10 protein-coding genes and 1 pseudogene are annotated in these 12,535 nt (G+C 70.8%); 3 read left to right on the top strand and 8 right to left on the bottom strand.

Features of this window, described 5'->3' with window-relative positions; genetic code table 11:
- The first annotated feature begins 29 nt into the window (after positions 1-29).
- Positions 30-515, top strand: coding sequence for a DUF3180 domain-containing protein (locus ACWDYJ_RS19130; RefSeq protein WP_451566734.1), 486 nt, complete (start codon positions 30-32; stop codon positions 513-515).
- Between the two features lie 273 nt (positions 516-788).
- On the opposite strand, the gene folE is transcribed toward ACWDYJ_RS19130, so the two are convergent.
- The 6 genes from folE to dacB form a co-directional block, all read right to left on the bottom strand.
- A complete protein-coding gene (gene folE, locus ACWDYJ_RS19125) occupies positions 789-1,397 on the bottom strand; it encodes a GTP cyclohydrolase I FolE (RefSeq protein ID WP_451566733.1) in 609 nt (202 codons plus the stop codon).
- Positions 1,398-1,506: 109 nt separating this feature from the next.
- Complete coding sequence (ftsH, locus tag ACWDYJ_RS19120; RefSeq protein ID WP_451566732.1) at positions 1,507-3,540, bottom strand: ATP-dependent zinc metalloprotease FtsH; 2,034 nt, start codon at positions 3,538-3,540, stop codon at positions 1,507-1,509.
- A gap of 219 nt (positions 3,541-3,759) precedes the next feature.
- Positions 3,760-4,320 (bottom strand): hypoxanthine phosphoribosyltransferase, encoded by a 561-nt coding sequence (gene hpt / locus ACWDYJ_RS19115; RefSeq protein WP_385006947.1) that lies wholly within the window; start codon positions 4,318-4,320, stop codon positions 3,760-3,762.
- A gap of 66 nt (positions 4,321-4,386) precedes the next feature.
- The gene (gene tilS, locus ACWDYJ_RS19110; RefSeq protein ID WP_451566731.1) at positions 4,387-5,412 is read right to left on the bottom strand and encodes a tRNA lysidine(34) synthetase TilS; all 1,026 of its coding nucleotides are present in this window, start codon (positions 5,410-5,412) and stop codon (positions 4,387-4,389) included.
- Between the two features lie 251 nt (positions 5,413-5,663).
- Positions 5,664-6,824, bottom strand: a complete 1,161-nt coding sequence (locus ACWDYJ_RS19105) for a zinc-dependent metalloprotease (protein WP_451566730.1) — start codon at positions 6,822-6,824, stop codon at positions 5,664-5,666.
- A 38-nt stretch (positions 6,825-6,862) separates the two neighbouring features.
- On the bottom strand, positions 6,863-8,347 hold the full coding sequence (dacB, locus tag ACWDYJ_RS19100; protein WP_451566729.1) for a D-alanyl-D-alanine carboxypeptidase/D-alanyl-D-alanine endopeptidase: 1,485 nt from the start codon (positions 8,345-8,347) through the stop codon (positions 6,863-6,865).
- Positions 8,348-8,497: 150 nt separating this feature from the next.
- Here dacB and ACWDYJ_RS19095 point away from each other — a divergent pair, with 150 nt between their 5' ends.
- Together ACWDYJ_RS19095 and ACWDYJ_RS19090 are read left to right on the top strand one after the other, a co-directional pair.
- Positions 8,498-8,992, top strand: a complete 495-nt coding sequence (locus ACWDYJ_RS19095; protein WP_215021489.1) for an inorganic diphosphatase — start codon at positions 8,498-8,500, stop codon at positions 8,990-8,992.
- A gap of 145 nt (positions 8,993-9,137) precedes the next feature.
- A complete protein-coding gene (locus ACWDYJ_RS19090) occupies positions 9,138-10,778 on the top strand; it encodes a threonine/serine ThrE exporter family protein (protein ID WP_451566728.1) in 1,641 nt (546 codons plus the stop codon).
- Between the two features lie 154 nt (positions 10,779-10,932).
- On the opposite strand, the pseudogene ACWDYJ_RS19085 reads toward ACWDYJ_RS19090, so the two are convergent.
- Positions 10,933-11,571: pseudogene (locus ACWDYJ_RS19085) on the bottom strand (VTT domain-containing protein); the annotation flags it as partial.
- Between the two features lie 150 nt (positions 11,572-11,721).
- The gene (locus ACWDYJ_RS19080) at positions 11,722-12,480 is read right to left on the bottom strand and encodes a MerR family transcriptional regulator (protein ID WP_451566727.1); all 759 of its coding nucleotides are present in this window, start codon (positions 12,478-12,480) and stop codon (positions 11,722-11,724) included.
- Positions 12,481-12,535 lie beyond the last annotated feature (55 nt).

The following is a 12,535-nucleotide window of genomic DNA, read 5'->3' as shown; positions in this document are numbered from 1 at the left end:
TACTGGTCGACAGAGTGGGGAACGGGCAAGTGAAGCAACTGAGGCCGGCGGTTCTGGCGGGCATCTTCGTCATCGCCGGGATCCTGTCCTGGGCGGGCGCCCGCCTCTGGAACACCTACGGCACCCTGCCGGGCGTGCCGCTGGCCGCGCCGATCGTGCTGGCGCTCATCGCGGCCGTGCTGTTCGCCACCGCCCTGTCGATGCGCGCCCGCCTCAAGGCCCAGCGCGAGCGCCGGCCGGGGGCGAAGGGCGTGGATCCGCTGATGGCGGCCCGCGCGGTGGTGTTCGGCCAGGCCAGTGCCCTGGTCGCGGCGCTGGTGGCGGGCATGTACGGCGGCGTCGGCGTCTTCCTGCTGACCGACGCCCTCGACGTCCCCGCCCGCCGCGACCAGGCCTGGTACGCCGGCGGCTCGGTCCTGGCGGGCGCGGCCGTCATCGCGGCCGCCCTCTTCCTGGAGCACGTCCTCAAACTCCCGGAGGACGAAGACCCGGGCAAGGCCACCGCCACGGCGTAGCCGCCCGACCGGGTCCGGGGGCTCAGTGCGCCTCCAGGCGCTCACCACCGGGCTCCCGTCCCGGCCCGGCGCGGCCGCCGCCACGAGGTCCGCGTCCACGCGCGGGTGGACGCGGGGACACGCACACTGCCCGTGGTGCGTCCGAGCGTGCGGGATCCGCGCCCGGTAGCCGGGGCGATCGTCCGCATCGCCGGCCGGCAGTACGTCCGGGCACCGGCGGACGTCCTCGCTCAGCGGCTCCCAGCCGCCGTCGGCGCCCCCTGGGTCCACCGGCTAGCGGGCGATGATGAGGCTCATCGCCTCGTTGCGGGTCGCGGGGTCGCGGAGCTGGCCCCGTACGGCCGAGGTGATGGTCTTGGCACCGGGCTTGCGGATGCCGCGGACCGACATGCACATGTGCTCCGCCTCGATCACGACGATCGCCCCACGGGCCTCAAGAATTTCCATGAGGGAGTCGGATATCTGCGTCGTGAGACGTTCCTGAACCTGTGGACGTCGGGCGAAGACATCCACGAGACGCGCTAGCTTGGACAGGCCCGTGATCTTGCCGGACTCCGCCGGTATGTACCCCACATGGGCTACGCCGTGGAACGGCAGCAGGTGATGCTCGCACAAAGAAACGATTTCAATGTCCTTCACCAGGACCAGCTCATCGTGCCCGAGGTCGAACACCGTCGTCAGGACTTCCTCGGGCTTCTGGCGCAAACCGCCCAGAATCTCCCGGTACGCCCGCGCCACGCGCGCCGGGGTCTCCAGGAGGCCCTCCCGGTCCGGGTCCTCGCCGACCGCGATCAGCAGCTCGCGGACCGCCGCCTCGGCGCGCTTCTCGTCGAACACACCGATCGTGCCCTCGCCACCGGTCAGGGTCACTGGGTCGGTCATCTCTTCCTCGTTCCTTTGTGCACCGCGCTCACGGCACGTGAACGTGCCGCGCCCCCCAGGCTAGAACCTGGGGGGCGCGGCACGCATTCCGGGTGGGGCGGGCCGCCGATTACTCGGGGCTTCCCTCCGGGGCGATCTCGATGCCCTTCTCCGTGGAGACCGGCGTGCCGTCGGCAGCCGCCGGCGTGCCGTTCGCCGCGTTCGTCAGCAGGAGCTCCTTGGGCGAGAGCACCGGCGGACGGGTGGAGGGGGTACGGCGGGAGGAGCCGGTCCACGCGGGGCGGGCCGGGCGCTTCACGATCGTGGAGAAGATCTCGGCGATCTGCTCCTTGTTCAGCGTTTCCTTCTCCAGCAGCGCGAGGACGAGGTTGTCCAGGACGTCCCGGTTCTCGACCAGGATCTCCCAGGCCTCGTTGTGCGCGGTCTCGATGAGCTTCTTGACCTCTTCGTCGACCAGCGCCGCGACCTCTTCCGAGTAGTCCCGCGGGTGCGACATCTCGCGTCCCAGGAACGGCTCGGTGTTGTCGCCGCCGAACTTGATCGCACCGAGACGCTCGGTCATGCCGTACTGCGTGACCATGGCCCGCGCCGTGGCGGTGGCCTTCTCGATGTCGTTCGCCGCGCCCGTCGTCGGGTCGTGGAAGACCAGCTCCTCGGCCGCGCGCCCGCCCAGCATGTAGGCCAGCTGGTCGAGCATCTCGTTGCGCGTGGTCGAGTACTTGTCCTCGTCGGGCAGGACCATGGTGTAACCCAGGGCCCGGCCGCGGGACAGGATCGTGATCTTGTGGACCGGGTCGGAGTTCGGGGAGGCCGCCGCGACCAGGGCGTGTCCGCCCTCGTGGTACGCGGTGATCTTCTTTTCCTTGTCCGACATGATCCGCGTCCGCTTCTGCGGACCCGCCACGACGCGGTCGATCGCCTCGTCCAGCGCGTGGTTGTCGACCAGCTTCTTGTCCGAGCGGGCGGTCAGCAGGGCCGCCTCGTTCAGGACGTTGGAGAGGTCGGCACCGGTGAAGCCGGGCGTACGACGGGCAACCGCACCCAGGTCGACGTCCGGAGCGACCGGCTTGCCCTTCTGGTGGACCTTGAGGATCTCCAGACGGCCCTGCATGTCCGGGCGGTCGACCGCGATCTGCCGGTCGAAGCGGCCCGGGCGCAGCAGCGCCGGGTCGAGGATGTCGGGGCGGTTCGTGGCGGCGATCAGGATGACGCCGCCCTTCACGTCGAATCCGTCCATCTCGACCAGCAGCTGGTTGAGGGTCTGCTCACGCTCGTCGTGACCGCCGCCGAGACCCGCACCGCGGTGCCGGCCGACGGCGTCGATCTCGTCGACGAAGACGATCGCCGGAGCGTTGGCCTTGGCCTGCTCGAACAGGTCACGGACACGCGAGGCACCGACGCCGACGAACATCTCGACGAAGTCGGAGCCGGAGATCGAGTAGAAGGGGACACCGGCCTCGCCCGCGACGGCACGCGCGAGCAGGGTCTTTCCGGTGCCGGGCGGGCCGTATAGCAGCACACCCTTGGGGATCTTGGCGCCGACGGCCTGGAACTTCGCCGGCTCCTGGAGGAATTCCTTGATCTCGTGGAGTTCCTCGACGGCCTCGTCCGCGCCCGCGACGTCGGAGAACGTCGTCTTGGGGGTGTCCTTGGTGATCAGCTTGGCCTTGGACTTGCCGAACTGCATGACCCGGGAGCCGCCACCCTGCATCTGATTCATCAGGAACAGGAAGACGACGACGATCAGGACGAAGGGCAGGAGCGAGAGCAGCACGCTCAGGAACGGGCTGGTCTTGTCCGGGGTGACGGAGTATCCGTCCGGAATCTGACCGGCTTCGTACTTGGTCTGGAGGTTCTGGGCGAGCTGGACGCCCTGATCCCCGATGTAGTTGGCCTGGAACTTGGTGCCGTCGTTGTCGCCGAGCTTCTGGTCCTTCTTGAGCTCGATCTTGATCATCTGGCTGTCACCGGTGGTCAGCTTGGCGCTGTCCACCTGGCCACTGTTGATCGCCTTGATGACCTCGCTGGTCTCCACCGACTTGTAGCCGCCGCCGGAGCCGACGACGTTCATCAACACGACCACGGCGAGGACGGCCAGCACGATCCACATGACCGGCCCACGGAAGTATCGCTTCACGTCCATCCATACGGGGCGCTAGGCACCCCGTCCCTCCTGCCCGTAGGTAAATGCTGCTGTGAGTAAAGACTGTTCTTCGGAATGTACCCCTGTATTGTCACCCGCGGCCTCGTGGGACGGCTGACAGACCTGCTTCCCCTGCTCCAACGGCGGGAACCGCCCCCAGGTTCCCGGGGGCGACGCAGTACGTCGACGCCACCTCCGTGACGTCGGACACCAGGGAGTTCAGCCGCCGTAGACGTGCGGGGCGAGCGTGCCGACGAACGGCAGGTTGCGGTACTTCTCCGCGTAGTCGAGGCCGTAGCCCACGACGAACTCGTTCGGGATGTCGAAGCCGACCCACTCGACGTCGATCGCGACCTTCGCGGCCTCGGGCTTGCGCAGCAGCGTGACAACCTTGAGGGAGGCCGGCTCGCGCGAGCCCAGGTTCGACAGCAGCCAGGACAGGGTCAGGCCCGAGTCGATGATGTCCTCGACGATCAGTACGTGCTTGCCCTTGATGTCGGTGTCCAGGTCCTTGAGGATCCGCACCACGCCCGAGGACTGGGTCCCGGCGCCGTACGAGGACACCGCCATCCAGTCCATGGTGAGCGGGGTGGACAAGGCACGCGCCAGGTCCGCCATCACCATCACGGCGCCCTTGAGCACACCGACGATGAGCAGGTCCTTGCCCGCGTACTCCGCGTCGATCTTCGCGGCCAGCTCGGCCAGCTTCGCGTCGATCTCTTCCTTGGTGATGAGCACCGACTGGAGGTCGTTGCCCATGTCCTTCTCGTCCACCCGCATCACTTTCGTTGTCGGCCGGGGCTCCGGGGGTCGACCCCGGAGGACTCAGCCGTGTTTCAGCACCAATCAGCCCTGCCGAATGACAAGTCTGCCACCCTGCCGCTGGGCCTCGACGCGGCCGGGCAGGTTGATGGCGCCCTGACCGCGCCATCCGGTGATGAGGCGGTCGACTTCCTCGATGTGACGGGCGAAGAGCGAGCCGGCGGGGGAGCCGGCCGCGACCACGGCCCTGCGCAGCACCCGGCGGCGGACGGCGGGGGGCAGCGCGTACAGCTTGGCGCACTCCAGACGCCCGTCCTCGTCGCGTACGCCGGCCTCCGCGTCGGCGGCCCAGGCGTCCAGGGCGTCGGCGTCGTCGCGGGAGAGCTGGGCGGTGCGGGCGAGCGCCTCGACGACTCCCTTGCCGAGCGCCTTCTCCAGGGCGGGCAGTCCCTCGTGGCGCAGCCGGGAGCGCGTGTAGGCGGGGTCGAGGTTGTGCGGGTCGTCCCAGACGGCGAGGGACTGGACCATGCAGGCCTTGCGGGCGGTCTGCCGGTCGATCTGGAGGAAGGGGCGGCGGTAGCGGTTCGTACGGCCGGGGGCGCCGGGGCCGCCCGAGACCTCGGGCATGCCGGAGAGCGACCGGATGCCGGAGCCGCGCGCGAGGCCCAGCAGGACGGTTTCAGCCTGGTCGTCACGCGTGTGTCCGAGCAGCACGGCGGCGGCCCCCAGCCGGTCCGCGGCCTCGTCCAGGGCGGCGTAGCGGGCGTCGCGGGCAGCGGCCTCGGGTCCGCCGTCGCGGCCGACGCGCACGGCGACGGACTCCACCGGGTCGAGGCGGAGCGCGGTCATGCGGGTGACGACCTCCGCGGCGCGCAGGTCGGAGCCGGTCTGGAGGCCGTGGTCGATGGTGACGCCGCCCGCCCGGATGCCGAGCTTGGGGGCTTCGAAGGCGAGGGCGGAGGCGAGCGCCATGGAGTCGGCGCCGCCGGAGCAGGCGACGAGCACGAGTGGCGGGGTGCCGGCCGTGGTGCGGGTGAGGTCGGTGAGGACGTCGTGGAGTACGCGGCGGACCGCCAGGCGTATCGCCGCGACCGCAGGATGGGGACCCATGTCCGGTGCCCTTCGTGGAGTTCGGATGCTCGGAGGGTGGGGTGTTTCGGTACTGCTGCCCGGTGCCCGCCGTCCGGTGTCCGTGGGCATCCCCACGGAGGAGCCCCCGGAAAGAGCGGGTTGTCACTCAGAGTGCGTCGATGGTGACAGAGCCGAGCGGTTCCCTGAGCATCGCACGCCCATCCACGGCCCACGGTCCCTCGGACGGGTGACGCTGCTTCCCCCAGTGAGACATGTTTACGCCCCCTGCGTCACCTTTCTTCGCTCCCTTCGCTCCCCTTGCGGTGGACCCGCGCGACCCAGTCGGCGGGCTTGGCGATCTCCGCCTTGGTCGGCAGTGTGTTCGGTGAGGTCCACACGCGGTTGAAGCCGTCCATGCCGACCTCGCCGACGACGGCGCGGACGAACCGCTCGCCGTCGCGGTACTGGCGGAGCTTGGCGTCGAGGCCGAGCACCTTGCGCAGGGCGGCGTCGAGACGCCCCGCACCTGCGGCCCTGCGCTGCTGGAACTTCTCGCGGATCTCGGCGACGGAGGGGACCACCTCGGGCCCGACCCCGTCCATGACGAAGTCGGCGTGTCCTTCCAGGAGGGACATGACGGCGGTGAGCCGGCCCAGCACCTCGCGCTGTTCGGGGCTCTGTACGAGTTCGACGAGCGAGCGGCTCTCGTCGCCGCGCTCGGCCTCGGGGCGGGCGCCGGCGAAGGACTGGACGGCCTCGCGCAGCCGCTCCAGGACGGTGGAGGGGTCCATCTCGGTGGCGCCGAGAAACGTCTGGATTTCACCCTCCAGGTGGGCGCGCAGCCACGGGACGGCCGTGAACTGTGTACGGTGCGTCTCCTCGTGGAGGCAGACCCACAGCCGGAAGTCGTGCGGGTCGACCGCCAGCTCACGCTCGACGTGCACGATGTTGGGGGCCACGAGCAGCAGCCGGCCGCCCGTCGCGGAGGAGCCCGGGATCACGTCGAGGCCGGGGGGCGCGAAGGTCTCGTACTGACCGAGCACCCGGGAGGCCAGGAAGCTGAGCAGCATGCCCAGCTCGACGCCGGTGACCTTGCCGCCGACCGCGCCGAGCATCGCGCCGCCGGGGGTGTTGCCGCGGCGGTCCTGCAGCTTGCCGAGCAGCGGGCCCAGGAGCTCGCGGAAGCCGGCCACGTTGGCCCTGATCCAGCCGGCCCGGTCGACGACGAGGACCGGCGTGTCGGGCGCGGAGGCGCCGCCGTCGGGCAGCGCGGCCATCATCCGGGTGAAGTCGCGCACGTGCTGTTCCGAGGTCAGGGCGTGCCGGCGCAGCTCCGCCACCACCTCCCGGGCCTCGTCCCGGCTGACCTCCGGACCCGGCCGTACGAGCCGGGTCGCGGTCGCCACCGCGAGGTTCCAGTCGACCATCTCCGCACCACCGATGCTCGTCATGCGTCAACCGTACGTGGACCGGCCGTCCTGCGGACCCCCTATGGGATGTCCGTCGGTGTGGTCGCCACGGCGGCGGCCAGCTTGTCGAGGCCCTTCTCGGCTGCCGGGCCGTCCGGACTGTTCGCGGTCAGGAAGGCGAAGGCGAGCAGTCGGCCGGAGGGGTCGACGACGGTTCCGGCGAGGGAGTTCACGCCGGTCAGGGTGCCCGTCTTGGCCCGCAGCAGGCCGGCGGCCGGGGAGGTGCCGGCGTTGCGGCCGCGCAGGGTGCCGGTGAAGCCGGCGACGGGCAGCCCGGTGAGGACGGGCCGCAGCTCGGGCCGCTGCGGATCGGCGGCCTTGGCGAGGAGGTCGGTGAGCAGGCGGGTGCTGACCTTGTCGGCGCGGCTGAGGCCGCTGCCGTCGGCGAAATGGGAGCCGGTGACGTCGACGCCGAGGGAGGCGAGCTTCTCGGAGACGGCCTTCCCGGCGCCCTCGAAGCCGGCGGGGTGCCCGGCGGCGAGGGCGGTCTGGCGGGCGAGGGCCTCGGCGATGTCGTTGTCGCTGTTGGTCAGCATCCGCTCGACGAGCCCGGCGAGCGGGGTGGAGAGGGTGGTGGCCAGGGGCTGGGCGGCGGCGGGCGCCTTGGCGCGGGCCGGTTCGCCGGTGACCTTGATACCGCGCTCGCGCAGCAGGCCGGCGAAGGCGCGGGCGGTGTCCCCGGAGGGGTCCTCGGTCCGCCCGACGGGCCCGGAGGTGGAGTCGTCGGGGCGGCCCTCGTCGGCGGTGAGGGCGGTGACGGGCGCGATGTTGTCGTTGCGGCCGATGGGGTGGCGGACGGGGCCGGTGTAGAGGGAGTCGTCGTAGCCGAGGGTGACGCTGTCGGTGCCGGCGGCCTTGAGTGCCTGGGCGGTGTCGGCGGCGAGGGCGACGAGGCTGCCGCCGGATCCGGCGGGGCTCTTCTTCTTCGCGGTGAGGGAGGGGTCGCCGCCGCCGACGAGGACGATCTGCCCGGGTCCCGCGCCGGGGGCCACGGTGGTGCGGATGCGGTGCTCGGGGCCGAGGGCCGCCAGGGCGGCCGCCGCGGTGGCGATCTTGATGGTGGACGCGGGGGTCATGGCCGCGCGGGGCCCGGACTCGTAGAGCACCCGGCCGGTGGCCGTGTCGACAACCGAGGCGGTACGCACGGTCCCGAGCGCGGGGTCGGCGAGCAGCGGTCCCAGGATCCCGGACAGGGCGTCTGCTCCGTTCGGGGCGGTCACGGGAGGCTGCCGGCCGGCGTCCGCGCCGTGCGGGCCGACTCCGGGGAGCACCCCCGGAGCGCTGGGCGCCGCCTGGGGCAGGGCCCCGGCCGCGTGATCTCCGCCACGCGTCGGGCTCCAGGAGGCTGCCCTGTCCCGCTCGGCCTTACGCTGGCCCGAGTCCCAGGGACCGGCGGCGGCCACCGTCACCGCCGAGAGGGCGAGGCCGGCGACGGCCGACCCCGCGATGAGCTGCCACGTCTTGATCAATGGCACCTCGGACCAGCCCCTTTCGCGATCACACATATGCGTGAGGGACACTTAACCACTGCGTCTTGCCGCGAGCATGGCACCCCACCCCGGCAGGGCTGGGCCGACGAGCCATTCGACAAGACGTGCACGCAGTCGAATCAAATGCAGTCTCGAAGCTTGAAGCTGATCATGGAGGAGCAGGACGTGGAGTTCGACGTCACCATCGAGATCCCCAAGGGTTCGCGGAACAAGTACGAGGTGGACCACGAGACCGGCCGGATCCGTCTGGACCGTCGCCTCTTCACCTCGACCAGCTACCCGGCCGACTACGGCTTCGTCGAGAACACCCTCGGCGAGGACGGCGACCCGCTGGACGCGCTGGTCATCCTGGACGAGCCGACCTTCCCGGGCTGCCTGATCAAGTGCCGTGCGATCGGCATGTTCCGCATGACGGACGAGGCGGGCGGCGACGACAAGCTGCTGTGCGTGCCGGCCTCCGACCCGCGTGTCGAGCACCTGCGCGACATCCACCACGTGTCCGAGTTCGACCGCCTGGAGATCCAGCACTTCTTCGAGGTCTACAAGGACCTGGAGCCCGGCAAGTCGGTCGAGGGCGCGAACTGGGTCGGCCGCACCGAGGCCGAGGCCGAGATCGAGGCCTCGTACAAGCGCCTGCAGGCGCAGGGCGACCACCACTGAGCTCCGCTCGGTAGCTGACATCACGGGCGGCACCCCCTTCGCGGGGGTGCCGCCCGCAGTCGTTCCCGGTCAGAGCCCCAGTTGTCGCTGGGGAGGAAACGGTTCCGCATACTGATACGGCAGGTGCTTGACGACTGGAGGACGCGTGGCGGAGGCCGACGGGGCAGAGGACAAGAAGCCCACGTCCGACGAGGCGCACAGCGCCTTCACCCAACCGGCCGGGACGCACCCGGAGCCCGCGGAGGCCGACCAGCCGACCTCGGAGTTCTCCGTACCCGACGGGATGGCCGCGCAGCCCGTCGAGCCCGAGGGCTCCGCCTTCGCGAACCCGCCCGCCTACAGCGCCCAGCACGCCGCGCCGGCCCACACCCCCGGCCCCGGCGGCTTCCCCGTCGCCCGGATGAAGGAATCCCCCTGGCAAGACCGCATGCGCACGATGCTGCGCATGCCGGTGGACGTACGCCCGGTGGCCGAGGCGGTGCAGCGGCACAGCGAGGCCGGGCCCCCCGTGGGCCGCGTACTCGACCTCACCCTGCGCATCGGCGAGCTGCTGCTCGCGGGCGGCGAGGGCGCCGAGGACGTGGAGGCGGCGATGTTCGCCGTGGCCCGCTCCTACGGGCTCGACCGCTGCGAGCCCACCGTCACCTTCACCATGCTGTCCATCACCCACCAGCCCTCGCTGGTGGAGCACCCGGTCTCGGCGAACCGCACCGTGCGCCGCCGCGGCACCGACTACACCCGCCTCGCGGCCGTCTACCGGCTCGTCGACGACATCAGCGCGCACGAGGTCGAGGTCTCCCTGGAGGAGGCCTACCGCCGCCTCGCCGAGATCCGCCGCAACCGCCACCCGTACCCCACCTGGGTCCTCACGGCCGCCGCCGGGCTGCTCGCCGGGGCCGCCTCCATCCTGGTCGGCGGCGGGGTCACCGTCTTCTTCTGCGCCGCCCTCGGCGCCGTGCTCGGCGACCGGCTGGCCTGGTACTGCGCCGGGCGCGGGCTGCCGGAGTTCTACCAGTTCGTCGTGGCCGCGATGCCCCCCGCCGCGATCGGGGTGGCGCTGAAGATCGCGGAGATCGACGTCCGCGCCTCCGCCGTGATCACCGGCGGGCTCTTCGCCCTGCTGCCCGGACGGGCCTTGGTCGCGGCCGTGCAGGACGGGCTGACCGGCTACTACATCACCGCCTCCGCCCGGCTGCTGGAGGTCATGTACCTCTTCATCGGGATCATCATCGGCGTCCTCGTGGTGCTCTACGTCGGCCTCCAGTTCGGCGCCACGCCCGACCCGGACGACGTCCTGCAGATCCCCCACCGGCCGGTGCTCCAGATCCTCGCGTCGATGGTCCTGGTGTTCACCTTCGCGATCCTGCTCCAGCAGGAGCGCTCCACGGTGTGGATCGTGACGCTGAACGGCGGGGTCGCCTGGGCCACCTTCGGCGCGCTGCGGGTGGCCGAGCTGCCGCCGGTGCCGTCCACGGCCATCGCGGCCGGGCTGGTCGGCCTGTTCGGGCAGCTCTTCTCGCGCTACCGGTTCGCCTCCGCCCTGCCGTACGTGACAGCGGCCATCGGGCCGCTGCTGCCCGGCTCGGCGACGTACTACGGGCTGCTGTCGATCGCCGAGAACCGGCTGGAGACGGGGATGGCCTCGCTGACGAACGCCGCCGCCATCGCGCTCGCCATCGCCATCGGGGTCAACCTGGGTTCGGAGACCTCACGGCTCTTCATGCGGATCCCCGGCGGGCCGAGCGCGGCCAAGCGCCGCGCGGCGAAGCGCACGCGCGGCTTCTGAGGGCCCTCGTAGGCCCCTGTGCGTCGTGTCCCGGGTACGCGAACGCCCCGGAGACCCTCGGGTCTCCGGGGCGGCGTACGCGGCGTCAGCGCTTGGCGTGGCGCCCGCGCTGGCCCGTGGCGGCCTGCGGGTCGTCCAGGGTCCCGGCCTCGGCCGGGGCGGCCAGGGCGGCCGCCTTGCCCTCCTTGCGGGCCTTCAGCACCTCGAAGACCACCGGGATGACCGAGACGAGGACGATGCCGACCAGGATCGGCTCGACGTTGGTCTTGATGAACTCGATCTGCCCGAGCCAGTAGCCCGCGACCGTGACACCCGCGCCCCAGCCGATGCCACCGATGATGTTGTACGTCAGGAACGTGCGGTACTTCATCGAGCCGGCGCCCGCGACCATCGGCGCGAAGGTGCGGATGATCGGCACGAAGCGGGCCAGCACGATGGCCTTCGGTCCGTGCCGGTCCATGAACTCGTGCGCCTTGTCGAGGTTCTCGCGCTTGAAGAGCTTGGAGTTCGGCCGGTTGAACAGCTTCGGGCCGAAGAACTTGCCGATCATGTAGCCGACCTGGTCACCGATGATCGCGGCGGCCACGATCAGGGTGCAGACCAGCCACAGCGGCTGCTTGATGTACTGACCGTCCGCGACGAGTAGACCCGCCGTGAACAGCAGGGAGTCGCCGGGGAGGAAGGCGAAGAGTCCCGATTCGGCGAAGACGATGACCAGGATGCCGATCAGGCCGTATTCCGAGATCAGGTAGTCCGGGGACAGCCACTCAGGGCCGAGCGCAAGCGTGTACACGAGTTCCGGGCTCTCCTGGATCGGGGGGTCTGCGGGGTCGCGGACAGGGCGGGGCGGTCTCAATTATCAACGCACACGACCCCCACCCGGTTCCAGGGTCCGGGCGGGGGCGGTATGAGGCACTTCGCGGGCGCGTCCCGGGGCTCTCGGCTACGCCTTGCGGACGGCGTTGGCCAGGATCGCGTCCCTCAGGTGCTCCGCCAGACCCGGTTTGACGGAGTCGTAGAACTCCTTGAACCGCTCGTCCGCCACGTACATCTCGCCGAGCCCGGTGTGGATCTCGTACGAGCAGTCGTAGAACCGCGCGGTGATCTGCTGCCGGTGCTCCTCGGCCAGGTCCATCGCGCGCTCGCCGTCGGCGGGCTCGCCGGCGTCCATGAGGGCCGCGTACCGGCTGCCCCAGTCGGCCGACTCGTCCTGGATCCGCTGCCAGTCCTCCTTGGTGTAGGAGGAGGTCCGGCGCTGCGACTGCGCGTAGGCGTCGGTACCGCCCCAGCGCTGCTCGACCTCCTCCGCGTACTGCTCGGGATCCCTGTCCCCGAACACCTCGAACTTCTCCTCGGGCGTGAGGTTGATGCCCATCTTCTTCGCCTCCATGGCGTGCTCCACGGCCTTGGCCATCCGCTGGAGCCGGGCGATCCGGTCGGACAGGAGGGCGTGCTGCCGGCGCAGGTGCTCCCTCGGGTCCGCATCCGGGTCGTCCAGCAGGACCGCGACCTCGTCGAGCGGAAAGCCGAGCTCCCGGAAGAACAGGATCCGTTGCAGCCGGTCGAGGTCGGCGTCGTCGTAACGACGGTGTCCGGCCCGGCTGCGGCCGCTCGGGGAGAGCAGGCCGATCTCGTCGTAGTGGTGCAGGGTGCGCACCGTCACTCCGGCGAATCCGGCGACCTGGCCCACGGAGTAGCCCATTGCCTTCCGCTCCTCTGGTTGGGTACGCCCTCCACTGTGGGTCCTCACGTCACGT

The organism is Streptomyces sp. NPDC003042, from assembly GCF_053591315.1.
This window is presented reverse-complemented; position numbering and strand designations above follow the sequence as displayed.

Bases quoted from the DNA above. Each gene is read 5' to 3' on its own strand.
- folE (WP_451566733.1), bottom strand. From the start codon at position 1,397: ATGACCGACCCAGTGACCCTGACCGGTGGCGAGGGCACGATCGGTGTG.
- ftsH (WP_451566732.1), bottom strand. From the start codon at position 3,540: ATGGACGTGAAGCGATACTTCCGTGGGCCGGTCATGTGGATCGTGCTG.
- hpt (WP_385006947.1), bottom strand. From the start codon at position 4,320: ATGCGGGTGGACGAGAAGGACATGGGCAACGACCTCCAGTCGGTGCTC.
- tilS (WP_451566731.1), bottom strand. From the start codon at position 5,412: ATGGGTCCCCATCCTGCGGTCGCGGCGATACGCCTGGCGGTCCGCCGC.
- ACWDYJ_RS19105 (WP_451566730.1), bottom strand. From the start codon at position 6,824: ATGACGAGCATCGGTGGTGCGGAGATGGTCGACTGGAACCTCGCGGTG.
- dacB (WP_451566729.1), bottom strand. From the start codon at position 8,347: ATGTGTGATCGCGAAAGGGGCTGGTCCGAGGTGCCATTGATCAAGACG.
- ACWDYJ_RS19080 (WP_451566727.1), bottom strand. From the start codon at position 12,480: ATGGGCTACTCCGTGGGCCAGGTCGCCGGATTCGCCGGAGTGACGGTG.